The 26,273-nt window shown below is 47.9% G+C and carries 17 protein-coding genes; 13 read left to right on the forward strand and 4 right to left on the reverse strand.

What is annotated here, in order from left to right:
• Nucleotides 1–13 precede the first annotated feature (13 nt).
• Nucleotides 14–1,732, reverse strand: coding sequence for a phage tail sheath C-terminal domain-containing protein (locus NC994_RS06640; protein ID WP_190412611.1), 1,719 nt, complete (start codon nt 1,730–1,732; stop codon nt 14–16).
• A 99-nt stretch (nt 1,733–1,831) separates the two neighbouring features.
• Nucleotides 1,832–2,380, reverse strand: a complete 549-nt coding sequence (locus tag NC994_RS06645; protein WP_190412612.1) for a Pvc16 family protein — start codon at nt 2,378–2,380, stop codon at nt 1,832–1,834.
• A 240-nt stretch (nt 2,381–2,620) separates the two neighbouring features.
• On the opposite strand from NC994_RS06645, the gene NC994_RS06650 reads away from it, so the two are divergent.
• The 4 genes from NC994_RS06650 to NC994_RS06665 all read left to right on the forward strand — a co-directional run bounded on the left by NC994_RS06650 (nt 2,621) and on the right by NC994_RS06665 (nt 8,014).
• Entirely contained in the window at nt 2,621–3,775 is a 1,155-nt protein-coding gene (locus NC994_RS06650) for a HAMP domain-containing sensor histidine kinase (RefSeq protein ID WP_190436946.1), read from the forward strand.
• Between the two features lie 79 nt (nt 3,776–3,854).
• Complete coding sequence (locus NC994_RS06655) at nt 3,855–4,532, forward strand: response regulator transcription factor (protein WP_190412614.1); 678 nt, start codon at nt 3,855–3,857, stop codon at nt 4,530–4,532.
• Between the two features lie 99 nt (nt 4,533–4,631).
• Entirely contained in the window at nt 4,632–5,978 is a 1,347-nt protein-coding gene (locus NC994_RS06660; protein ID WP_190436950.1) for a DUF4255 domain-containing protein, read from the forward strand.
• Nucleotides 5,975–8,014, forward strand: a complete 2,040-nt coding sequence (locus NC994_RS06665) for an ATP-binding protein (RefSeq protein WP_190436953.1) — start codon at nt 5,975–5,977, stop codon at nt 8,012–8,014. Before NC994_RS06660 ends, NC994_RS06665 begins: the two co-directional genes overlap by 4 nt.
• A 90-nt stretch (nt 8,015–8,104) precedes the next feature.
• Here the strand turns inward: NC994_RS06665 and NC994_RS06670 are convergent, their stop codons facing one another.
• Nucleotides 8,105–8,314 carry a Nif11-like leader peptide family natural product precursor gene (locus NC994_RS06670; protein ID WP_190412617.1) on the reverse strand — a complete coding sequence of 70 codons (210 nt, stop codon included), beginning with the start codon at nt 8,312–8,314 and terminating at the stop codon, nt 8,105–8,107.
• 72 nt (nt 8,315–8,386) lie between these two features.
• On the opposite strand from NC994_RS06670, the gene NC994_RS06675 reads away from it, so the two are divergent.
• The 7 genes from NC994_RS06675 (at nt 8,387) to NC994_RS06705 (ending at nt 21,021) form a co-directional block, all read left to right on the forward strand.
• On the forward strand, nt 8,387–10,738 hold the full coding sequence (locus NC994_RS06675) for a substrate-binding domain-containing protein (protein WP_190436956.1): 2,352 nt from the start codon (nt 8,387–8,389) through the stop codon (nt 10,736–10,738).
• Between the two features lie 142 nt (nt 10,739–10,880).
• Nucleotides 10,881–11,168 (forward strand): hypothetical protein, encoded by a 288-nt coding sequence (locus NC994_RS06680; protein WP_199299674.1) that lies wholly within the window; start codon nt 10,881–10,883, stop codon nt 11,166–11,168.
• The gene (locus NC994_RS06685; protein ID WP_190412619.1) at nt 11,168–11,758 is read left to right on the forward strand and encodes a phage tail protein; all 591 of its coding nucleotides are present in this window, start codon (nt 11,168–11,170) and stop codon (nt 11,756–11,758) included. Before NC994_RS06680 ends, NC994_RS06685 begins: the two co-directional genes overlap by 1 nt.
• A gap of 19 nt (nt 11,759–11,777) precedes the next feature.
• Nucleotides 11,778–17,510, forward strand: coding sequence for a hypothetical protein (locus NC994_RS06690; RefSeq protein WP_190436959.1), 5,733 nt, complete (start codon nt 11,778–11,780; stop codon nt 17,508–17,510).
• A gap of 28 nt (nt 17,511–17,538) precedes the next feature.
• A complete protein-coding gene (locus NC994_RS06695) occupies nt 17,539–18,069 on the forward strand; it encodes a hypothetical protein (protein WP_190436962.1) in 531 nt (176 codons plus the stop codon).
• 454 nt (nt 18,070–18,523) lie between these two features.
• Complete coding sequence (locus NC994_RS06700; RefSeq protein WP_190436965.1) at nt 18,524–20,617, forward strand: VgrG-related protein; 2,094 nt, start codon at nt 18,524–18,526, stop codon at nt 20,615–20,617.
• 113 nt (nt 20,618–20,730) lie between these two features.
• Entirely contained in the window at nt 20,731–21,021 is a 291-nt protein-coding gene (locus NC994_RS06705; RefSeq protein ID WP_190412623.1) for a PAAR domain-containing protein, read from the forward strand.
• 140 nt (nt 21,022–21,161) lie between these two features.
• Here the strand turns inward: NC994_RS06705 and NC994_RS06710 are convergent, their stop codons facing one another.
• Nucleotides 21,162–22,838 (reverse strand): WD40 repeat domain-containing protein, encoded by a 1,677-nt coding sequence (locus NC994_RS06710; protein ID WP_190436968.1) that lies wholly within the window; start codon nt 22,836–22,838, stop codon nt 21,162–21,164.
• 618 nt (nt 22,839–23,456) lie between these two features.
• Between NC994_RS06710 and NC994_RS06715 the strand changes: the two genes are divergently transcribed.
• Entirely contained in the window at nt 23,457–23,870 is a 414-nt protein-coding gene (locus NC994_RS06715; RefSeq protein ID WP_190412625.1) for a GPW/gp25 family protein, read from the forward strand.
• Between the two features lie 126 nt (nt 23,871–23,996).
• Nucleotides 23,997–26,204 (forward strand): putative baseplate assembly protein, encoded by a 2,208-nt coding sequence (locus NC994_RS06720; RefSeq protein ID WP_190436970.1) that lies wholly within the window; start codon nt 23,997–23,999, stop codon nt 26,202–26,204.
• Nucleotides 26,205–26,273: the final 69 nt, after the last annotated feature.

Here is a 26,273-nt window from a genome sequence, read left to right on the forward strand (position 1 = left end):
TGAGAGTTTTAACCTACTGGTTAGGAGACCACTGACTGATGCGGAAGATCACAAATTCCGCTGGTCGGACTGGGCAAACTCCAATTTCGACATACAAACGACCCAGCATTACCGTCTCATGGGTGTTGATACTGGCATCGCACTTCACGTAGAAGGATTCACCAGGCGAACCACCGAATAACGCCCCTGCACGCCACAGCCGTTCGAGGAAATTGCTGACCGTGCGAGTAACTCGCGCCCACAAATCTTGATCGTTAGGCTCGAACACAACCCACTGGGTACCGATTTCAATCGAGCGCTCAATGTAGCTAATCAGGCGGCGGACGCTGATATAGCGCCACTGGACATTAGCCGGTTCTACCAGAGTCCGTGCGCCCCAAACTTGGAAACCTCGGTTGTAGTTAGCAAAGTTGCGGATACAGTTAATCCCCACCGGGTTCAACAGTTCCTGTTCGCGGAAGTTAGTTTCGTAGGCTAGACCCAAGACACCGCGAGGAACTTCGTTGGCGGGTGCTTTAAAAACGCCACGGGTCTCATCGGTGCGGCACCAAATCCCCATCATGTGACCGCAGGGGGGAACCAAAATCGGTCGTCCGGCATTGCGTGGGTTCGCTACTTTAATCCAGGGATAGTACAACGCCCCAAACATGGAACGACGATTGAAGTTACTTAACCACTGAGCTACGTGCTGAGGCTTTTGTTGCTCAGGGGGTACAGGCTCGCCGCCTCCCTTGCAAGGTGGTGGGTCGAGAACCACCATGCGATAGTTGGGGCTGGGTGCGTTGTTTTCGCACATGCTAACCATCATTTCCATGATGCCGTGAACCTGATCCAAATCCAGCAGGCCGCGTTGGTATGCCAGCATTAGGTCGGGGCAAGCAATCATCGAAACTTCGTCAATTTCAAAAATCCCTTGGACGCCCGTGCGGTCATCGCGCACCCCATTTACATCCCGTGGAAAGCGCTCAGGGCTAGAAATGACGGGTGGAGGGCTGACTTCATAGGTGCCGTTGACAGGTCGTCGAGACAGGGGTTGTCCGCTGGTGGACATATCGGTGACGGACAAAAATTGAGATGCCTCTTGGTCGCCAATCCCCTCATTAATCGCAGTGATGACATAGGTACCCACTTGCGCCTCGACGTCCGGGTTCATGGTCAGGTGGCTGTACTCTTCGAGTTTCTCTCCACCGCGACTAACGATGACTTTAAAGTATTCACCCGTGTTGAGTGGGGGTTCTGCCTCTGGATCTTCAGGAGCTTTGGGTTCATCGGGAAGGATCGAAACATTGACTCGTCCACCGGGTAAGGCAAGAGCTGAGCTACCATCCTCTTCGCCTTCGGATGCCTTAATCGCAAACATCAAAGAGGGACGATTTCCAGAGGTTCTGAGCTTTGTGGCTGTTTCCTCCGGTGCTGGTGGTTCCGAACCGGGGAGTTTGGTACCAATGCTAGTCACCCAACAGCGTCCACCGCCGTTCATAAACCAGCCATTGACGGCAAAAGGGAGGTAGGCGTTGAAGTCTGTGTAACCATCGGAGCCTTGTTTGGCAAAATACTCTAGGTATTGGCTCCAGTTGGTAATCATCATGGGTTTGAACAGTTCGGCATCACCACGTACATCCTCGGTAAAGCCAACAAACCCAGCAACACTCATGCTTACGCCTTCAATCGGGCGACTACCACGGTCTACTTCTTCGACGTAGACACCAGGAGCAAAATAATCCATTGGCATAGCGTAGTCTTCCTTGATTAGTGGTGGGTAATCGGTAATTGGTAATCGGTAATTGGTAGGGGCGACCTGCTAGATCGCCCCTAGAGTAGTAGGTAATTGTTACGACCTACTACCTACTACCCCATTCCCTACTACTTCTATAGGTGTGATTGGTTCTCCTTGTCCTAGCTGGTTAAAGGGAACTGTCACGGTTACATATAAAGCTGGACGTAATGGAACCCCCAGCGCACGCCATAGAGCGACGGCATCAATAAGCCCAACGGCAGAAATGGTCATTGACAAGTTGCCATAACCCCGTAGTGAAGGCGCTAGCAGCTCTTCTGGCAGCCAGCGGTAACGTAACAACAGCATCAAGGCTTCTGACAGCAGACGCTGTTCTCCCAGGACGGTACGATCCCAGGCACTGACTAGGAAGGAAATGTCAAACCATAATGGGGAATACTTCCCAAAAGTGGGTGGATGCGGTTTTTCCTGGTTAATCCTGTGGTCTACCTGACTGTTTTCCCCGATGTTGTAGCAGAACAGGTTCAGTGCTGGTCTTACATCCTGCCGCATACTAGGGTGGTTGAAATCAATTTGCTCTGTACTGAGCAGGGAAGTCCCTTCAGCCAGGATTTCTGCCAAAGTCTGGGCAGCAGCAGGGATCATAAGACTGGGTGTTTAGGCTGTATAGGTCTAGATTAGGAAGACAACCCCAGAGTGTTTATTAGACTTTGGTCGAAACTTTAAAAAATGTGTGTAAATACGGATGAAGACTGAAATCCCCGACTAAGCTAGATTTGTCATTTATTTCTTGCGGAAGATGACAAGCTCCGCAAAATGAAAATTCAGTGGTGCTTACATCCGATTCAACGTTACTGAAATATCCTGTATGGCGGGGAGTTACAGATGAAGGTTGGAATAAAACGGTTTGCTGTACAGGTGCATCCACCTTCCTCCACACTCGGTTCGCTAGGTACACCGTACCCTCCCGATCTTAGGAGTATTTGCAAGCTCCATCTCGAACAGATAGGCGCACAACTACCTGTTGTAGCCGCCTGGATTGTTTACCAAGATTCAGATACCCAAAAGCGTCAATTAGTAGCCTATTATCCAGACGAGCGCCAAGGAAATTACGCAGAGTTGCCCAAATTTTTTGCTGAGGTGGGGTGGGAAGATTCCCTACCTGCGCTGAAGTTGAGCGAAATAACCAAGCGCGCTAAAAGTGCATCTGCTGACGCCACTTGTAGCTACAACACTTATGTTTGCCCTCTCAGCGAGCAGAAAGCCAAAGAAGTTGGGTATTTGCTGTTATGGAGTAAAAATCCCCTTTCTTCGCTGCAACAACAAGGCGTAGAAAAACAGGCTCAATTACTGAGTCACTACCTGGTGATGTCTCGCGAGTGTTCCCGTCAAAAAGCTGAGATTCAATTACTTGAGCAAGTGCTAGGTCGTACAGAACATCAACTGCGAAATCCCTTGGCACTGATTAGTCTTTACGCCGAAAATTTATGTTTAGGGTTGCCATCTGGCTGCTTGCAAGAGCAGGCTGGGATTGTTCGCGAAACCGTGAATGAGTTAATTGAAAACTTAACGGATTTGGTTTATTGCGGACAGCAGGCAAAACTACAGGTAGCACCTTATGAGCTGCGGAAAACATTGGCTGAAAGTATCCAAGGTCTGCAACCTTGGTTAGAAGAAAAACGACTGCATATCCGCTATCCGGAGAAGCCGGTCACGCTGGCAGGGGATCGATGGCAGATGAAACAGGTATTTGACAACCTGTTGAGTAATGCAGTTCATTTTAGCCCCCCTGGGGGAATGATTACTTGTAATTGGCAAGTCTTTCAATCTGAAGTAATCGTTGAAGTTTCCGATTGCGGTTCCGGGCTTTCTGAAGAAGACTTGAAACAAGTATTCACACCTTTTTATTCTAAGCGTCCAGGCGGTACTGGTTTGGGTTTGGCGATCGCAAAAAAAATTATCCTCGACCATCGAGGAACCATTTGGGTAGAAAACTTGCCTTCTGGTGGGGCACAGTTTTCCTTCACCCTACCTCGATAGCAATTTTCAGTGAGTCAGTGGGAATGATAAATGAGTTACTCACCCTCTAAAACGAACAGTCGCCTTGAGGTTCTCTAAAATGTCCGCACCAGCGCCAATTTCGATTTTACTCGTGGATGATGAACCACGCTTCCGAGCGGGGATACGGACTCTACTTGACTTCTTGAGTAATAACGGCTCTTTTCGATTTGAGATTGTCGGAGAGGCGGCTTCTGTAGAGCAAGCGTTAAAATTAACCGCTGAGCAAAAGCCAGCGATGATTTTGCTGGACATGGAATTGCCCCCTGGAGATGGAATTACCGCCTTGATTGGTTTGGGAGAAATGTCCTATAAGGGGAAAGTGTTAGTTCTCTCAGGACACCGGGAAGACGAATGGGTGTTTCGGGCGATGCAGGCGGGTGCTAGCGGGTACGTGTTTAAAGACCGGGTGGCAACTCAACTGTGCGAAGCAATTAACACCGTCATGAAAAATGAAGTGTATTTATCGCCAGAAGTTGCAGCTTGCTTCTTTCGATTGTTTCAATTTTATGCAGGGCGATCGCATCTTTCCGGTCGGAGCATTCACTTAACCGAACGAGAGCGAGAAGTCTTACACTGGCTCGTTGAAGGATCTTCTAATGAAGAAATTGCCCGCCGCCTTTACATCACAGTCGCTACAGTTAAAGCTCACTTAACAGCAATTTTTGAAAAACTCAGTGTCACCAGCCGCACGCAAGCAATTGTAAAAGCCTTAAAACTGGGATTAGTTAGTGCTTAATGGTCAGAATCTGGTCATTATCAAAAGAAACCTTTGTCAAGCTAAACTGTGAAAACGAATAAATCAGCTTTTTGCGAAGCTGATTGCTGAATTTTTTTTATGAGCAATTATTTAGCGATCGCTACTGTCACTGCTGCTTTGCAAAGAACTTTGCAAGCTGTTGTACAAATAGACCTGGATGGCGCAAGAGTGACAACGGTGCGACCCAGTAACTTAGGGAGTGGCACCCCAGAGACGGGAGTGAACATCTACCTGTATCAAGTGAGTCTCAATCCCGTGTGGCGCAGCAGTGCAGATGTGCGGAATCGCAATCGTAAGGGCGAAATGGCAAAGCGATCGCACAATGCTCTCGATCTGCATTACATGATCAGTCTCTATGGCAATGAGGTTGAGTTAGAACCGCAACGACTTTTAGGCAGCGTCGTCCGTACCCTTAAAGATCGCTCAACTCTAACCCAGGAAATGATTTGGGACACGATCGCTGATTCTAACTTTACCTACTTAGCGGACTCTAACCTCTCCGAACAGCTCGAAGAAATTAGCTTCGTGCCAATGGATTTATCTTTAGAAGATTTATCTAAAGTTTGGTCGGTATTCTTCCAAACCCCATACACCCTATCAGTTGCTTACCGAGCGACCGTAGTCATGATAGAAGGGGAAGAAGCAGCCCAGAAAGCTTTACCCGTGCGCGAGTACAGGTTCAGCGGTGTGGTACCGTTTTCCAATCAGCCGGTGATTCAGGAAGTAGTATCTCAAGCGGGCAGGTTTCAGGCAATCTTGGCAGACAGTACGTTGCTGATTCGGGGTAAAAATTTGAATAGCAACATCACGCGGGTTCGTCTTGGTGAGGTGGAAGCGACGCCCTCAGAAGTTCACGAAACCCAGGTCACATTGCCCCTAAGTGCCTTCTCTGCCGAGTCGCTCCGCGCAGGCGTACAAAGTCTACAGGTGATTCATCACCTCTCAAGCCCCAGTGCCCCTAGGACGAACGGTGGAGTCGAATCTAACGGCGCAATATCCAGAGGCAACTCGACCCCTGCGTTAAGCCTCCAGCCTGCTCTCCAGCGCAGTGTGGAGTCGAATGTGGCACCGTTTGTATTGCGTCCAACGATTACAGAAGTAAGTATTACCGACATTCAGGGAAGTGGAGATGAACTGCGCTCGGCGAACCTGACACTGCAAGTAAATCTTACTATCGGCAACAAGCAGCGAGTTGTGGTGGCGCTGAACGAACGGTCAATCGATAACCCAGGCGCTTATCTGTTTGATGCTTTACCGCGTCGAGCCGATACAACCTCGGTAATCATTCCGGTTCGGGATGTGAAGCCAGGAGAGTATTTGGTGCGGGTACACGTAGATGGAGCGGAAAGTATGTTGAGCGTAGATACGGACAAAGACAGCCCGACCTTCCAGCAGTATATTGACCCAAAGGTAGCGATTGTATGATGACCACGACTAGCGATCGCTGGCAAGCAGCTAATCAGCGCTACTTCATGGGAGAAGTTGCTCGCGTGCGTCAGGCGTTAGAACGCCAAGCTGCGAAGATGCAAGGAGAGGAAAAAGGCCAGGAAGAAGATTTTTCACCTCTGACCTCGAACCTTTCGCCTCCAGCAACACTAGAACAACTGTGCAAAACCTTCGGTTTGTCAGATTTTGAGCGGGATATCCTGCTGTTGTGCGTGGGGATGGAACTTGACCCCAGTTTTCCTTCTTTATGCGCGATCGCTCAAGGCAACGAGCGGCAGGCATATCCGACAATGAGTTTAGCGCTGGCGATTCTACCTGCCTCCCACTGGGATGCACTAACCCCCACGGCATCTTTGCGTCGCTGGCAACTGATTGAAGTTGGGACAGGCACTACACTCACCTCCAGTCCCTTGCGAATTGACGAGCGAATATTGCACTACATCGCTGGCGTGCAACATCTAGATGAACGGCTCATGGGGATTATCGAGCCATTGCACCGATCGGTTCAAAGTTTGGTGCCATCGCACCGACAAGTTGCAGAACAACTGGCAGGGACGTGGTTGCAGGCGTCGCAACAAGGTTCGGCGTTACCTGTCGTGCAGCTATGTGGAGATGAGACTGCCAGCAAACGAGCGATCGCATCTGCAACTTGCGCTCTTTTGCAGCTCAACTTAAATGCGATGTCCGCCCAAGTCATTCCCACCAGTCCTAGCGACTTTAATAGCATTCTGCGGCTATGGAATCGGGAAGCGATTCTCAGTGAGAGTGTCCTGTTACTCGACTGCGACGATGTAGACACAAGCGATCCAGCACGAGAAAATATCATTGCCACGTTGATTGAAGGAATTACCAGTCCGGTAATCGTCATCAGTCCTGAAAGACGGCGATCGCGGCAGCGTCCCTCAATTACGATTGATGTTAGCAAGCCAACTGCCCCCGAACAACGGGCTATCTGGCAAGATGCTTTGGGTGAAGCAGCAGAAAGCTTGAACGGACATCTAGATACGCTGGTATCCCATTTCAGCCTTAGCGCCCCTTCTATTTACGCTGTTTGTACTGAGGCAAAAGGTAGAGGAGATAATAAAGAATCTCTCTGTTCACTCAGTCCTCAGTCCTCAGTCCTCATCCCTCCGTCCTCACCCCTCAGTCCTCAAGAAACGCTCAGCACCCTCTTGTGGGATACATGCCGTTCACAAGCTCGCCAGAGACTCAACGACCTGGCTCAACCCATTATCCCAGGAGCCAGTTGGGATGAGCTGGTATTGCCAGAGGCACAGCGACAGGTGTTGCGCGACATTGCCGCTCACGTTCGGCAACGTGCCAAAGTATACGAAAACTGGGGATTTGGCGGCAGCGGACGCGGCTTGGGCATTAGCGCCTTATTTGCCGGAGGCAGCGGCACTGGCAAAACAATGGCAGCAGATGTACTGGCTGGAGAATTGCAGCTAGACCTTTATCGCATCGACCTGAGTTCTGTCATCAGTAAGTATATTGGGGAGACAGAAAAGAACCTACGGCGCGTATTTGATGCCGCAGAAGCTGGGGGAGCAATTCTGCTGTTTGACGAAGCTGACGCCCTGTTTGGCAAGCGTTCTGAAGTGAAGGACAGCCACGATCGCCATGCCAATATTGAAGTTGCCTACCTGTTACAACGCATGGAAGCTTACCGAGGCTTAGCGATTTTGACGACTAATTTAAAAGGTTCTCTCGATCAGGCATTTCTGCGCCGGATTCGTTTTATCGTTCAGTTTCCCTTCCCCGATGCCACCCAAAGAGCCGAGATTTGGCAGCGCATCTTCCCCAGAAAAACACCGACTGAAGGGCTAGATCCTGTGAAGCTAGCACGGCTAAACGTCGCCGGGGGAAACATTCGCAATATTGCCCTCAATGCAGCCTTTATCGCCGCAGATGCCAATGAGCCGGTCGGGATGCAACACATTTTGCAAGCAGCAAAAAGCGAATATGTCAAACTGGAAAGACCTCTCACCGATGCGGAAGTGAAAGGCTGGGTGTGAAATAAGAAAGCGAACCGACAGGTCGGCGCTAGGCTAACGCCTCGCTTCGCTAACGCTATCGCGCTAATTATTCTTTACAGCTGATTAAACTTATAAACCAGGGATTTCTGACAATTCCCCTTCCAACTCTTCTACCTTAAATCCGGTTGTATCTTTCCATTCTTCAACTGTAAAGTGATAACCACATTCTTCAGCCATTTTGACTAATGTTTCCAAGTCGGGTGCAGAGTTGAGCTTTTCCCGTAAGCCGGAGTCAGTTTGAACAGCTCTAAAAAGTTTTATTACTTCCTCTTTTGCCATAAGTTTATATTCCCAGTACGTTAAATCAATGTTAACTTACCATCCACCTATCGCTTATCCGGAGAATTTTCGGTGGCACTGACAAACATTCCCAAAATTGTTCTGAGGGAGTATCTAAGGCGGAACCCCCCCCATTTCAGACTCCACCAATACGGTTGGTTGAGTCAATACCAATGGATTGCGCCTGTCGTTGATGAAATCAAAACCGAACTCGATCCGCTAACGCTAGAAGAACCAACGACTCCATCAGACCTAACAGAAGTACCGCCGCCTCAATTTACCCCGCAGGTTCAGGGAGTTGACCACCTCTACAGACAGTACCGTTGCAAGTATAGTGAAGCCTTAAGCTGCACCTTACCGCTACAAACGGTTCAGCAAGATCCAACCGCCAAATATTGCTCAGAATGTAGTTTCCCAGCTACCTTAGCCGAGAAAAGTGAGATCCGGGGACGTCGGGGAAGATATCGAATCGTAGGCTTATTGGGACGCCGGGGAATGGGACGACTGTACAAGGGAATTCAGGTTGCCGATCAGCAGCCAGTTGTGATTAAAGAGTACCTGCTTCCCGACCGTTGTTTCAACGAGGAAGAAATCCGCCTGCGTCAGCAAACCTTCGAGTTAGCAGCCGGTTTGACTCTAGCAGATGGAAGAGTCCAAGATGTTCGCTTGCGTCACCCTTGGGACGCTATTTCTGACCCGATTCAGGAACGCTGCTATCTTGTTACCACGAGCAATTTAGATACGCATCCAACTCTAAACGCCTGCCTTGCCGCTAATGGTGCGATGACCAGTCGGCAAGTGCGCCAAGTCCTCAACCAAGTCCTGCAAACCCTGGAGTTTCTTCACGGTCAAAAGTTCAGTCTGCCCTCCGGTCAGGTACAGCAGGGAATTCCTCACGGCAATATTAGTTTAGATAGTCTGCTGATGGTGGCAGACGACCAGAAATTTTTTATCCATGTATGCGATTTGGCGCTTTGGGAACGTCTGTTCGACCTGCCAACTGCCCAAACCATTATCCCTACAGTTACCCAAGACTTAATCGCTTTGGGATACGTGGCTTTCTACCTGTTAGTAGGACGCTCTACTCACCCCGTTTCCGGTCAGCTGCTTGACCCCAAGGATGAACAGCAATGGCCTGTCGTGGAACCTCACCTCAAAATGTTCATTTTTCGCCTTTTAGGGCTAGATGTCAGTTTTGAGAGTGCTGAGGAAGCACGACAAGCACTGTTGAAGTTGCCGCCAGAGAAACCAGTCGATCTAGTAGTTGTAGACACAGTGCCGCTAGAAGAGCAAAAAACCAAGCTGCGCCGTCTTCCCTGGCTGCTGTTGGGTGCTTTGGGAGTGACTTTGTTGGGAATACTCATCTGGTTTTTGATTCCGAAGTCCCAAGCGGGTAATCGTGCCGCCGATGATGATTTTCTGGTTTGTTGCATCAAGGAAATCCCTGGTATTCCTGCGGGTAAGTTTACTTACACAGCAGAAAAAGACGGAACATGGAGCTATATCCTGCGCCACGCTAATCTCATCTCAAAGAACAAAACTTTAGAAGACAAGCTCCGAGAACGTCAGCCGAAATTAGAGTTGAATTATCAAGCTGAGCCTTCCGGAGAGGAAGCGATCGCGAAAGTCAGTTCGCAGCAAGTAGACTTTGCGATTTCTAGCTTGGTGAGTGATTTGACCAGCGAATTGAAGTATAAACCAGTTGCCTACGATGGGCTGGTCGTGTTTGTTGCCTTCAGCTACGCCAAACGAGAGAAAAGCCTTCCTCAGTCTCTCAAGGGTCAAATTACTTTTGAGCAATTGCGTCAGCTTTACACTGGCGAAATTACTAATTGGCAAGTTTTAGGAGGGCCTGATTTACCTGTAAAACTCTATATTCCGAAAGAAACTGAGGCGGTACGAATATTTGAGCAACGAGTTCTTAAAGATGAGCAAAAAATTGCTCTATTTAGAAAATTAATTCAAAAGAGCGAGCAACCACCTCCTTTGTTTAAAAACTCTTTCGAGCCAGAAATTAAGCCTCTGTCAACCTTCGAGACTCTACGACAGGTAATTCGGGATTTTGAGGATGATGAGGTTGGAGGAATTGCCTTTGGCACAATCAGCAAAGTTTTCGGTCAATGTTCGGCTTATCCCTTAGCTTTAAAAGACGGAAATAAACCAGCAATCCAGGCGTTAATTCAAGATAATGGGAAGCCTGTAGAGCCAACAACAGACCTCTGTGATGATAAAGGAAGTTATCATCCTAATATAGAATTTTTCAAAAATAGCACCTACCCCTTGGCATATCCGATAACCGTTATTTATTCTGGAGATAACCGCCTTATCCCTGCCGGTCAAAAGTTCGCCGAGCTGCTGAGAACTCTTGAGGCACAGCGATTGTTGAGCAAAGCCGGACTGGTCCCGTTACAACCGCTAGAATAGTTTTTAGATAATTACCTGCTGGATTAGAGTGGGTTAGATTCCTAGAGGTTAATGGTGAATAGCTATTAGCTGAATTTAGACCTTTGTCTAGCAATCAGCCAAAAACGGATGCCCTAAAATAACAGGAAGTTTTGGTTTTTTTATGAACAGGTATTCTTCCCAACAAGCGGTTTCCGGCGCGATCGCTAATCTGGGGACACAATCTTATCTACAACCCATTGGGAGTAGCACTCGTCCGGCTGGGTACGCAGCACCGGGTTTAGTTCCCAGTAACGATAAAGATAACCAAACTGCGGTATCAAAGACAGCCGCTAAAGTTCTGCGCGATCCTTTATTGCTGAGGCAATTGAGCGATCGCGTTTATGAATTGATGCTTGAAGATTTACGTCGTCAAAGGGAACGCAGTAGAAACTACGGAGGATACTTCTGATGCCCGCCCCACTGCCACCAGCACAGTCGTCTGCGTCAAGTCGCAATAATGGACAGAACAAAAATGGCACTAGCGTCCGCGAACTAAACTACGTTACTGCCAATCGTTTTTATGTAGAAATTCAAAGTAATATTACTGCCTGTTTCACCGAGTGCCAAGGCTTGGGCGTGACGATCAAGGCTCAAAAACACTATGAAGGCGGTGTCAACGATCAACAGAGAATTTTTCTAGGTCAGGCAGAATTTTCAGATGTGACCCTCAAGCGGGGTATCACTAATGATTTAGTTTTTTGGGATTGGATTAGTAAAATATTAAGCGATGTTGGGCGTAATCAAGGCAATAATCTACCGAAAAAAGAACGTCGTAACATTAATATTTTGGTATTCAACCCAGCAGGAGAAACAATGCAGTGTTGGACACTAATTGGTGCCGTTCCTGTTGCCTGGAAGTCAGCCTCATTAAGCGCGGATTCCAATGCAGTTGCAATTGAAGAGTTAACACTTTCATACGAGAGTTTACAGGTTGATAAGTCACGCAATGGCGGCTCTTCAATTTCCGGTGGACGCGATAGTTTGGGATACTTTGCCTAGAAATTAACACAACAAAAATATGGCGGAACATGAGGGCACAGAACCAAGGAACAATTTTCCCGATGGAGAAACGATACCCCAGGAACCCCTTGGTATCAAAAACCCCTTGCTTCCACCTAATCCGTTAGGGCAGAACTTACTAAATCCTAAATTTTTGCACCCGCTGGGAGCAAGATCGATTACCGTTTTCAATCCTTCCGGTTTTTTCTCTGAGGAAGTGGCGAATGAATTTCCGCCAGATAATCCTTTCAAGAATTCACCCTTTTTCGCAGAATCTCAAAGCTCACAATTAAGTGAATCGGTCGATGTTGACACGGCACCGATCTCGGCAAATGCTGCTTTGCCAGTTATGCGGGCAACCGATCCAACATTAGTGCAACCCGTTTTAGCTACCGAACCACCAGCTAAAGCAGTAGGGATTGGTCCTATCAGGACACCCATTGCAGCACCAGTAACTGAGATAAGCAATGCGATCACTAGTTCGCCCTCACCCAGCACAATTCAAAGGGCAGCAGCGATTGAGGCTTCCACACCGGATGTAACACCAACAACTGAAATAAGCAACGAGATCGCTAGTTCGCCCTCACCCAGCACAATTCAAAGGGCAGCAGCGATTGAGGCTTCCACACCGGATGTAACACCAACAACTGAAATAAGCAACGAGATCGCTAGTTCGCCGTCACCCAGCACAATTCAAAGGGCAGCAGCGATTGAAGCTTCCACACCGGGTGTAACACCAGCAACTGAAATAAGTAATGAGAGCGCTAGTTCGCCCTCACTCAGCACAATTGAGCCATCAATAGATGCTCTCACGGCACCCGTTGAAGCAGCAGGCACTGAAATAAGCAATGCGATCGCTAGTTCGCCCTCACCCAGCACAATTCAAAAGGCACCAGCAATTGACGAACAAACGACACCTATTGAATCACTAGGCACTGAAATAAGCAATGCGATCGCTAGTTCGCCCTCACCCAGCACAATTCAAAGGGCAGTAACGATTGAGGCTTCCACGGCACCAGATTCAACACCAGCAACCATTACAGCACCAAGAACTGAAATAAGCAATGAGAGCGCTAGTTCGCCCTCACCCAACACAATTCAGCCACCAATAGATGCTCTCACGGCACCCCTTGAAGCAGCAGGCACTGAAATAAGCAATGAAATTGCTAATTCGCCCTCACCTAGCACAATTCAAAGGGCAGCAGCAATTGAGGCTTCCACACCGGGTGTAACACCAACAACTGAGAGAAGTAACGATAGCGCTAATTCGCCCTCACCTAGCACAATTCAAAGGGCAGCAACAATTGACGAACAGACGGCACCCCTTGAAGCAGCAGGAATCGAAATAAGCAATGAAATTGCTAATTCGCCCTCACCTAGCACAATTCAAAGGGCAGCAGCAATTGAGGCTTTCACACCGGGTGTAACACCAACAACTGAAATAAGCAATCAGAGCGCTAATTCGCCCTCAGCTAGCACAATTCAACGGACAGCAGAAATTGAGGCTTCCACACCGGATGTAACACCAACAACTGAGAGAAGCAATGCGATCGCTAATTCGCCCTCAGCCAGCACAATACCCCTTGAAGCAACAGGTACTGAAATAAGTAATGAGAGCGCTAATTCGCCCTCAGCCAGAACAATTCAACGGACAGCAGCGCTTGAGGCTTCCACGGCATCAGATTCAACACCAGCAACTGAAATAAGTAATGAGAGCGCTAATTCGCCCTCAGCCAGCACAATTCAACGGACAGAAGCGATTGAGGCTTCCACACCGGGTGTAACACCAACAACTGAAATAAGCAATCAGAGCGCTAATTCGCCCTCAGCTAGCACAATTCAACGGACAGAAGCGATTGAGGCTATCACGGCACCCCTTGAAGCAGCCGGAACTGAAATAAGCAATGAAATTGCTAGTTCGCCCTCACCCAGCTCAATTCAACGGACAGCAGAAATTAACGAACCAACAACACTTATCGCAGCACAAACTTCTGAGATAAGCAACGAGATCGCTAGTTCGCCCTCACCCAGGACAATTCAAAGGGCACCAACAATTGACGCTATCACGGCACCCATTGAAGCACCAGCAACTGAGATAAGCAATGCGATCGCTAGTTCACCCTCAGCCAGCATAATTCAAAGGACAGCGGCGATTGAGGTTGCCACGGAACCAGATGCAGCACTAGGAACTGAAAGAAGCAACGAGATCGGTTCACCCTCTTCAACCACACCTTCATCGGTGCCAACTAAGACAGCCGCAACCGAAGCAAGGTTAGGACAAGCCTTTTTGGATACAGAACCACAAGTTCAAAAAGCACCAGCAATTAACGAACAAATAGCACCAAATGTAGCATCAGCACCCCGAGACACCATTGCTAGCCAGCGAGATCCCATTGATAGCCAACCAACTTTGGGACAAACCCTTTCGCATACAGAACCACAAGTTCAAAGGGCACCAGCGGTTGAGGAATTCACGTCATCTATTACAGCACCAGCGCCAGAACAGATGACTCAGGTGAAAAACCCTCTGGCTGATTCGTCCTCACCCACTATGCCTTCATCTGTGCAGCCAGATACAGCCGCCATCGCACCAACCGTAGAACAACCGCTGTTACAAGCTGAACTGCAAGTTCAAAAGGTACAAATGCCTCCGTTAACTGCACCGCAAGCGGCATCGGTGCCACCAGAGACTGAGTTAAAACTTTCTTCAGCCGTAAACGAAAACTTAGCCGCAGTCTCTAATTTGACCACTTCCAAGGCTGTGCCAGAAGTCACTACAGATCGAGTTGTTGTACAACCTCTGTCGGAAACAAAAGCAGCAAACCACACAGAAACTACGTTATCGAAGGTTACGGAATCGATTGAGTCACCAATGTCATTTTCTGGGGTGACAGAGGCGGAATCAGTTGAAATGCCAGCGATCGCTTCTGAGAATATAACAGTTGACCGCTCGGACAGCACAGCGCCTGTAACAAAGGTAGAATCCCTAGTTCAAAAGGCACCAGCGCTTTCAACAGCAACAGAACCAGGTGAACCCCCACTGCTACAAAGGATGGAGGAAAATTTCTCTTCAGAAGTGACTGACAACTTCGCCCCCACACCCTCGATTTCCACACCAGCTACTGCACTACCTGAAACTACACCTGACATATCCACCCTTGTACAAGCCAGCTTAAATTCACAGCCGTCTAACTCAACAACACCAGTGCCAGAAGTCCTGGAACCATTTGAGCCTACGGTGCAGTTAAAGGCTGAATTTCCATCACAGGTAAGCTCATCTCCCCCGATTTCCACCTCTGCGATCGCTCCAAAATCTGTACGCGAAGAAACGACGCCTACAGAATCCACGCTAATACAACCGATGGGGGAATTATCTCCACAAACAAAGGGAGAAGTGTTGCCGGAATTCTTGGCACCCATTGCTGAATTACCATTGTCAATAGAATCATCGGCAAAAGAACCTGAAGCGTTCAACTTGGCGATTTCACCTACTGAATCAACCGACTCTCCTCTACAGATGCCCGAAAGTACGCCGATTATAGGCGCTACAGTCATTCAACCGAAATTAGAAACCGTATCGGCAAGTGAAGATTTGACTCGGTTAGCACCAAAAGCGATCGCTTCTACCGATTCCATACAAGTACCTGGAAGTACAACAACGCCAGACGCTATAGTCATTCAACCGAAATTAGAAACCGCACCAGTCAGTGAAGATTTGGCTGGATTGGCAGCAGACGCGCTTGCTTCCACCGATTCCATACAAGTACCTGGAAGTACCACAACGCCAGATGCTACACTCATTCAACCGAAATTAGAACCCCAACCAGTAAGTGAAGATTTTCCGCTTGAAGCAAAACCAGCGATCGCTTCTACCGGCTCTATAGAGATACCTGAAAGTACAACAACGTCAGATGCTACACTCATTCAACCGAAATTAGAAATTGAACCAGTAAATGCAAATTTAACTGAGTTGGCACCAGACGCGATCGCTTCCACCGATTCCAGACAAGTACCTGAAAGCACAACAACGCCAGACGCTATAGTCATTCAACCGAAATTAGAAACCGCATTGATCAGTGACGATTTGACTGAGTTGGCAAAACCAGCGATCGCTTCCACCGATTCCATACAGATACCTGAAAGCATAACAACGCCAGATGCTACAGCCATTCAACCCAAACTAGAAACCGCACCGACAAGTAAAGATGTAACTGGGTTAGCACCAGAAGCGATCGCTTTTACCAATTCCATACAAGTACCAGAAAGTACGACAATACCAGACGCTACACTCATTCAACCGAAATTAGAACCTGAATCGGCAAGTGAGGATGTGGTTGGATTGGCACAAGACGCGATCGCTTCCACCGATTCCAGACAAGTCCCTGGAAGTACAACAACGCCAGACGCTACACTCATTCAACCGAAATTAGAAACCGAACCAGCAAGTGAAGATTTTCCGGTTGATACAAAACAAGGCATCGCTTCCACTGATTCCAGACAAGTACCTGAAAGCATAACAACGCCAGATGCTACAGTCATTCAACCGAAATTAGCAACCGAACTAGTAAGTGAAAAGGTGACTGGGCTAGCACCAGACGCGATCGCTTCCACCGATTCCAGACAAGTCCCTGGAAGTACAACAACGCCAGATGCTACAGTCATTCAACCGAAATTAGCAACCGAACCGGCAAGTGAAGATTTCCCGCTTGAGGCAAAACAAGCGATCGCTTTCACCGATTCCATAGAAGTCCCTGAAAGTACAACAACGCCAGACGCTACACTCATTCAACCGAAATTAGAAACCGTACCAGCACGTGAAAATTTGGCTGGCTTGGCACCAACAGCGATCGCTTCTACATCCTTTGCCAATCCCCCTGTAGAGGTGCCTCAAAGCACACAAATTACAGAACCCACCGTTATACAACCTTTGGTGGAAACAGAGTCGCTTGACGAGAGCGAAGAACTGCCTCAATTGCCTCAAGTGCTGACTAATCTATCCATTCTCAGCCCTCTAGCTCAACAATCCAGTCTTCTCGCTTCCCCATTTCCAGACATGGGCAGCAATAAGGTTGAGGAATCCTTTCTTGCACCGCTCTCCTCAAACTTCTCGTCTGCTTCGGAGCCGCCTATTCCTATCCAGAGAATGCCAGAAGATTCAGGGCAGAATAACCAAGAAGCTACAGCATTTTCAAGCAGTGTAGAACAAGTGCAAATGGCACCTTCTTCCTTTTCCTCTTCCCCTGAAACTTTACCTTCCTCAAACAGTTCTACAAACACCAGAGAGATACCAACATCTTGGTCAAGTATTTCTGAATTAATAGGGGAGAATACGCCTAAAGCAAGCGAATCAATCGTTGTACAACCTCTCTCAGAACAGAGGACGTGGGAGGCACCGCAAAAGCCGATAATTTCCAAACCATCCGACTCTAACAGCTCCCAATCAAATGTTTCCCAGCCCCTGATAAATTCCCCACAAAACAATAGTTTGGGCAATGTTATTCAGACCTATTCCATGCCCTCGCGTCGCACATCAGCCTCTGGAATGGAAGCTCTTATACAGTTAATCGGGGACGCTGATAGCCAAGTAGGAGCAATCGATCAAAGCGTATCTACCGTTGATGATTCCTCTAGTGAAGAAGCCACCGACAACTTAGAGCTTCTAGCTCGTGAAGTCTATAGTTTTATCCGACAACGGTTGGAAATAGAGCGAGAGCGTCGAGGAAATAACTATTCTGGACGCCTGCCCTGGTAAAGTCACTGCCATTATTAAGGAGAATAATATGTCAACCACTCGTTTGGTCAAAGCAAAACTTATTCCAAAGGTTCCAGCACAGGGTGTGGACACCATCGAGTTCATGTTCAACCCCACCAAGCTTTCCTTCAGCAGGAGTGTTCAAATCAATTCTCCTCAAGGCGCACGTACTGCTAAAGGACTGCCGAAAGTCAGCTTCCAAAGTATAGATCCTTACAAACTCACTATCTCAGAAATTTTGTTTGATACCTATGAAGAAGGCACCAGCGTCCTCTGGTACATCAACAAACTAAAAAAAGCTGTTGAGTTTCCCGATGGTCAAGATGTCCCGCCCGTCTATGTCTTTACTTGGGGTGCCCAAGAATACCTCCGTTGCTTTGTGCAATCACTCAGTTACGAACTGACCATGTTTCTACCTGATGGGACTCCCGTGCGTGCTTCAGCTAGCCTGACCCTCCACGAAGTAGATGTACTTATCCCCCCAGGCTCTCCAGAAGCTCCTTCTAGCGTGAATCGCGTCGGGGAAAGTCGAGGCAGCAAGACTCGAAAAGCTACATGAACGGTCATCATTTGTTGGATTGCGCTGAACCAGAAGGTTAGAAAAAAATTGTAGTTCGACCTTTGGAGAATGGGCGGGGGCGTAGAGTTTCTTCTAAACTAGCTGAAACTTGCGTTCTAAATTTTGAATTTGGATGAACGTCTGCATGGGTTTAAATATCCTCTCGGTGATTGAGAAATTATCCGCGTGTAGATTACCTTGCTTGACTAACAAAACGCCTGATAATTTTAAAAAATCTTAGTTTTGACAGAGAGTTTTTTTACCCAACTAAACTCACAGTTCTAATTTGAGATTACAAAATCTAGCCTAAAAATTCGAGATTTGTCAGGCAACAAGGCAAAAGACCCCTATAGTTCAAATACCAAAGAATAAAAAATTTGAAAAAAAATGCCAGTCAGGATTTTATCCAAAATCTAAAATTTAGAAGCTAAAATCATTTACGTGTTGCCTACAAATGCCAAAGTATATATCCTATCCTCAAATAAAAATTGATGGAGATGATGCTCCTGCGAGTTTGATGGAAGATATTCTTCAAATCTCCGTAGAAGAAAGCCTCCATCTTCCAGCCATGTTTACCCTAGTTATCCGGAACGACTACTTTCCGGGGCGCGAAGGAGATGAACTTTGGCGCTACGAAAACTTATTAACAATTGGTAAACCCGTCCAGATTGGCTTTAAATCCAGCACTACAGAAGATGCTGATTTTGACGATACACAGCAGGGCAACATTCTGAATGGCGAGATTACAGCAATTGAAACCCACTTTACCAGTGGTTCTCAAGCTCCGGTCGTGATTCGCGGGTATGACGTTTCTCATCGCCTACATCGGGGACGCTACAACCGCTCTTTCCAAAACATGACCGACACCGATATTGTTCGGCAAATTATCGGTGAATTGGGGATTACAGCAGGCACCATTGACGAAAGTGGCGGGCCTTATGGCTTTGGCGATCCCGTTGGCTATATTTTCCAAGAAAATCAAACCAACATGGAATTCTTGCGAGAACGGGCAGCCCGGAACGGTTTTGAGTTGTTTGTGCAAGATGGGAAACTGCACTTCCGCAAGCCGGTAGCGGGTGCTTCTTTGGCTCTCAAGTGGTTACAAGAAATACATAGTTTCCAAGTTCGGGTAACAAGTGCCGAACAGGTAGATTCTGTTGAGGTAAGAGCTTGGGATTATAAAAGTAAACAGGTGATTGCATCTACTAAAAGCAGTCAAACAACACAAGTCATTACCGATACCAAACAAGGCAAGGGCAAAGCAACTAGCACTAGCTTTAGCAGTACCCCCAAGATGATTGTTGTCGATCAGCCAGTCTCTTCTCAGAAAGAATCAGACGCGATCGCGCAAGCTTTGTATAACGAGTTATCGGGGGAATTTGTCTACGCTGATGCCAAAGCTGAAGGCGATCCTCGAATTCGACCGGGACGGGTCGTGGACTTGGCAAGTATGGGCAAATACAGCGGCAAGTATTACGTCACGACAACCCGTCACGTTTATCAGGAACGGTTCTACACTACCGAATTTAGCGTGCGTGGATTGCGGGGAGACGATCTTCTGGCAACCCTGTCTCCCCGAACCCATCTCCAAGCAGGGCAAACATTGTTAGTAGGAATTGTCACGAATAACAAAGATCCCAAAAAATGGGGTCGAGTGAGAGTAAAGTTTCCCACTTTAACAGAGGAACACGAAAGTAACTGGGCAAGAGTGGTGGGAGCCGGAGCTGGTGTAAATCGCGGGTTTGACTGTCTGCCGGAGGTCAATGACGAGGTATTGGTTGCCTTTGAACACGGCGATATTCATCGCCCCTACGTCATTGGCGGTGTCTGGAACGGTACAGATGCACCGCCGGAAGATGTGGATAATACAATTTCAGGTGAAGGCAAAGTCCGCCTGCGGACATTTAAAACCCGTACCGGGCATAAATTACAGTTTGTGGAAGAGGATAAAGATACTAGCAAGGCTGGTGTCTACATTGAGACGATAGGCGCTCATAAATGTCACATGAATGACAGCGAAAAGTTTGTGGAAATTAAAACGACTGACGGTCATTATGTGCGCCTAGACGATCAAAATAAGAAGATCGAAATTAAAACCAAAGGCGGTCATAAGATCCTCATCGACGATCTCAATAAGAAGCTGGATATCACAACAACTGGCGGTCAGAAGTTGCTGATGAATGACATGACCAACACCATCACGATGCAGGCAGTGCAAAAAGTGAGTATTTCAGCACCAATGGAAATTCTGCTGCAATCAGGCCCTAGTAGTATAAAACTCGCACCTGCTGGCATAGAACTTCAAACCGCAGCCAAGTTAAGCGCTCAAGCAGGCGGAGTTTTAGACTTGAAGTCTGGGGGTGCTGCCACTATGAAAGCTGGTGCGGCGTTGTCGCTACAATCCGGCGGTGCTTTGTCGGCGCAGTCGGCTGCTGCTGTAAGCGTACAGTCTGGCGCAGCGTTGAACCTGCAAGCAGGTGCTGCGGTGGCGATTATGGCAGCTGCCACAGCGAGTATGACCGCACCGCTGATTCGGCTGAATTGCTAACAATTAAAAGGAGCAAGAAAGAAGAAATTGCGATCGCGACCAATGGCTAATGCCTAACCATAGGAACGTGGTACACAATTAGCCATTCTCGATTAACGATTAAGGAAGGTTTTATGTTACCAGTAGCCGTATTGGGCGATGTCGCTAGTGGTAGCCCCATTATCGGACCGGGGGCACCAACCGTTTTAGTTATGGGGCGACCTATCGCTTGTCTGGGAGATGCTGTCACGGGTCCGTCAATTGCTGGCGCTCTCGCGATGCCTTGTTCTGTAACCGTTCTGGCTTGCGGGCGTCCAGTGGCGCATATGGGCACAATGGCAGTGGGAGCAACTCCTACTGTGCCTCCAGTTCCCATTTCTTTACCTGTGATTGCCACAGGAGTCACTGTATTAGTTGCTCCTTAATGAGCAACTATAAGAGGTAGAATTCGTTATTTCTAGTTTGGGTTAGCGATCGCTTATTCTTTAAGGTGTGTCGGCAAATCCCGACGAACGCATCCCTGAATTGCCCAAATCATCCTCAACAGGGAATACTTTAAACTTCCTTATCGAATTCCCCACACTTTGATGGTGTTGTCGTAACTGCCACTAACAATCGTCCTTCCATCTGGGGTTATTGCTACGGAACTCACTGCGTTTGAATGCCCCTCTAGCGTACCTCTGCACTCGCACGTCTCAAGATCCCACACTTTGATGGTGTTGTCCTTACTGCCACTGACAATAGTTTTACCATCCGTCGCTATTGCTACGCAAAGAACATAGTCTGAATGTCCCTCTAGCGTGCCCTTACACTCGCACGTCACGAGATCCCACACTTTAATAGTATTGTCCTTACTGCCACTCACAATCGTCCTTCCATCCAGGGCTATTGCTACGGAATAAACTCGGCGTGAATGCCCCTGTAGCGAACCCTTCCACTTACCTGCTTCGATATCCCACACTTTGAGGATGTTGTCGTCATTGCTACTAACAATCGTTTGATCGTTCGGGGCTATTGCTACGAAATAAACATCCCATAAAAACTTATTTACCATGCGGAGGCACTCCCTCGTCTCTATATCCAACGCTTTGATGGTTTTGTACTGACGACCATGAATCAAAGTTTTACCATCTGGGAATATTCCTAGTATTTGTAGGCTGCGCTGACACTTGCCCGTCAGAATATCCCATACGTTGATACTCTTTAAGCCCCCTCTACCACAGAAGTTGTTGTCCCTACTAGCACTGACAAAAGTCTTACCATCTGGCGCGATTGCTACGGAATCAACCGAGGCTAAATGCCCCTCGAAGGTGCCCCTACACTTGCCCGTCAGAATATCCCACACTTTGATATTCATATCGCCACTGCCACTAACAATGGTTTCACCATCCGGCGCGATCGCTACCGAACTAACATAGTCAGAATGCCCCTCAAAGGTACAAAGACATTCAAAAAATTGATAAGGATTGAATTCTTGCAAGGCAATTTTGACTTTCGTTTCTGTCCTTGTCCGCAGTAGCGAGTACGCAGCCCACATTACCTGTGCCGATTCATCCAGCAAAGCAGGAATCACCAAATCCAAGCCTGATTCGCCATAATAGAGGGCACCGCTTAATGCAAGAATTCTTTGCGCTGACACTGCTCTAGCCAAGCGTCTCTTAACAGCTTCTAACCCGCCAAAGATAACAGCAAGACTAATGGAAATGTCTAATGAAAGGTCTTGAATCGCAACTAATTTGCCTTGATAAAATGTCATCCCCAAAAGAGGTTTTAAGAAGATTCCATCAATGAAGTCTTTACCTAAGGTGATTCTCCCAGTAAAACGGGTAAAAATTTTAAGATTCCGATAACAAAAACCACTACAGTTATCGTAGGTTGGCATAACTCCTTCTATAGGTTTATGACCGCCCGTAACACCACCGACAGTCATTTCCTTCAAAAACAATTCTTCATTAACAATTTCATAGGTTGAATAAAATCCTCTCCGGCAAGCTGTAGAAAATAGAATCTCTTTCATTCCATAGTCGCGTGGTCTAATTAAAACTCCTTCTTGTATTACGTTTGAGGGAACTGATTCCTCATTCAACAAATCAAATATTTTATCTTTTATTTTATCGAAATCTACAGATTCTTCTGCTGTAGCATTAATTTTATCAACCGGATATTTTAAAGAAGGCTCTAAGCCAGCTAAATAGTAGGTTTCTCCGTTATAGACGAATTTTTCCCTTATTTGTTCTGTCATAACAATAAAAAAACCTTAAATTCGAGGTCTAAATCATATCTGTAAGAAAACCACATATTTGAGCTTGCACTTTCCCAAAGACTAGTGTTAATTTTCAGCAGAATCTCTTCTAATCACTTCTCAAAAATCTTGTTCAGTCGCTAAAGTTTCCCGTCCTAAACCTTAAACGCTGCGCGATCAAAAGCATCCCGATCTACAATAGCCTCTGTCTTCAACTGCTAACCAATTCGCTCTAAACACTTGCTCTGGGGTGCTGTCCAAGCACGACTTATTACATTACTAATTCTTGGAGTATGCCTCGCATACAAGGAGCATCCCGGTTTTGTAAAACCTCCATTTCCATCAAAATCAGGATACTGGGTAGAGAGTCAACGATTAGTCAGCCATTAAACACGGGGTAGACCCCGCAGTGTCAAACTGATTCAGGTCATTTAAGCAATGTTGTATGTGCTGCGCTTGGCGACTGTTGCCTTCGGCTACAACCCGCTTTGAGGCGGAAGGGCACCGCCCCTAGAACCTAGGGCTACAGCCAGCTTGGGATAACTCGACTTTTGGCGAATAGTCGGGGACTTTCAGCTTTAGTAAAGTAGCTGCGATACTAGGCACAGAGTCACTTTTATGCCAGAAGGATCGGATAAGCAGCGCAGCCACTTGGGTACGGGATGGTCTTTCCCACTACGGGTGAACGTACAGGGAGGGCTTCAACTCAGTTCGGCAGAACGGAATATTGAAGAATCTATTCGGATTATCCTGCGGACTGAAATCGGAGAAAGGGTGTATCGACCCAATTTTGGGTCGCGCTTATCGGAGATGGTCTTTGCGCCCATGAATACTCAAACCCTTCTCCTGTTGCGCTTGCACGTCCAAGAAGCTCTAGAAATGTGGGAGCCGCGCATTGTCATCGATTTGGTGCGGACTGACCCCGATCCCATCCGAGGCCGAGTGGATATTATTGTGGAATACCATCCTAAGGGCACTTATGATGCTCGGAGCTTGGTCTATCCTTTCTATCTGAACGGCAAAGAGGAGTGATGGTTCATGAGGGTTCTGAGTAACAAGAGAATTCTTTAATTCAAAATCCCTACTCATTTATCGCATTTCTATAACTTTTGCCCAATTACTAATTACCAATTCCTAGTTACCGATTATTTATTAATAATGGACTTTGATTTTTTACCCAAGTTACCGAAGTCTGATTTAGATGATCGGACATTCAAAGATTTAGTAGATGAGTGCATTCTACGGATTCCTCGCTATTGTCCGGAGTGGACGAATTATAACCCTAGCGATCCTGGCATCACGCTGATTGAGCTATTTGCGTGGCTGACCGATCAAATGTTGCTGCGGTTCAATCAAGTTCCCCGTCGCAACTATGTTGCTTTTTTAGAGTTACTAGGGGTTCGCCTGCAAGCTCCGGTTCCCGCTCAGACAGACCTGACTTTTTATCTGAGTGCTGCTTTGCCCGAACCATATACGATTCCATCTGGGGTAGAAATTGCGACCGTCAGGACAGAAACTGAGCAAGCGATTGTCTTCAGTACCAACCAGCCGCTGGTGATTGGCAAGCCCAGTATCCGACATTTTCTAACCGCTCAGACGGTTGAAGATACTCCCCAAATGTTACGCGATCGCTTCACGAACCTTTGGACTCTGCGCCCTGACGGTGAGTGGATGGGCAGAGAATTAGCCTTTTTTGATGAGCAACCCCAGTCGGGAAATTGCTTTTATCTGGTATTCGACCCGGAGGACGAATGCGAAGGGAATGTTTTGGCAGTCAAGTTTAAAGGAGAAGTTGCGACATCTACTGGGATTAATCCCGACGCGCCTCCTCGCCGCTGGGAAGCTTGGAATGGCGCGTACTGGCAGCCGGTTTTGTTGCAGGAAGCTGATGATGGCACGAAAGGATTTAGTTTCAGCGAATTCGCTCGGACTGGAAGCAATCCCCTCCAAAGTGGGGACGTCGTGCTACATCTGCCCCAACGCTGGCCTGTGAGCCACTTCCTCACCTACCAGGGTCGCTGGCTGCGCTGCGTTTATAGTCACATCGACCCTACGCAACCAGGTTACAGTAGTTCTCCGCGGATTGTGAGTTTGTCGGCGAGGGCGATTGGTGGCACCGTCCTTGCTTCTCAATGCGAACAGATTAGAAATGAACTTTTGGGAGAAAGCGAGGGTACGCCTGGTCAAACTTTCCAATTGCAAGGCGTTCCTGTCTTGACACGGCGGGAAGATGAATACATTTTGGTAAGTCCGCCTGGAGCCTTGCCTCAAATATGGACAGAAGTCAATGACTTTGCTGATTCTGGCCCTCAGGATCTTCACTACACGATTGACTCGCGGACTGGGATGGTTCAGTTTGGCCCCCTGATTCGAGAACCCGCCCAACTCCAGCAGCAGACTCAGTTGCGCGCAAGAACGCAGATGCAGAACCTTGTGAGCGATCGCCTGTTGAATGCTAGCGCCCGTCCTGAAGAAGTGCGATCGCTAGAGCGTCAATATGGTGCGGTGCCGCCCAAAGGCTCTGCGATTCGGATGGTCGCTTACCGCACGGGAGGAGGTCGAAAAGGCAATGTTCAACGGGGAACCATTACTATCCCCAAGTCAGCCGTTCCCTACGTTGCCAGAGTCATTAACCATACCCCCGCCCGCAACGGTGCCGACGCCGAATCTTTGGAAGACGCTGTCATCCGAGTGCCTGCAATGCTCCGTACCCGCGATCGCGCCGTCACCCCCGAAGATTTTGAGGTACTGGCGCTACAGGCAGCAGGTGGTGGCGTTGCTCGTGCCCGTTGTCTGACTCCTACCGATAGTAGCGAAGCAGGAACCGTTCGACTGATGCTGGTGCCCCAAGCGAATACGGATGCGATCGCGCGGGGGGAAGGCATTCACCCAGACCTATTTTCCCTCAGCCCTCAACTGAGCGAGCAAATCCACGCTTACCTGAATGAGCGACGGCTGCTGGGAGTGCAAGTGCGTCTGCAAGCACCCGAATATGTCGGAGTGTCTGTTCAAACTGAAGTGGCATTGGAGCCAGAGTACAATAACCCCCGCGCCCAAGAAGAAATTCTCCTGAAATTACGGGTAGCGCTGTACCGTTTCCTCAACCCACTTACTGGCGGCATGGATGGGAAAGGTTGGCCCTTCGGACGCCCCGTTTATCCTTCAGACATTGTTACCTTATTCCAGCAAATTCCAGGCGTTCGCTATTTAGGTGTGGTGCAGCTGTTTGAGTTGCGTCAGCAGGAACAAACCTGGGTTCGGACACTGCCTCAAAACCCCGTCATCGATCCCGGTCCTTTAGGGCTAGTCTGTTCCTGGCTGAACAGTCGCCTGCGCTCTGGTCATGTTGTCAACTTGATTCAATAAAGGACTGAGGGGTGCAGGACTGTTAACGAAGCGGTGCGAAGCCCGGATTAAGTGCAAGCGTGAAGAGAA

Source organism: Trichocoleus sp. AS-A1 (assembly GCF_039962015.1).
Classification (GTDB): domain Bacteria; phylum Cyanobacteriota; class Cyanobacteriia; order Cyanobacteriales; family FACHB-T130; genus FACHB-T130.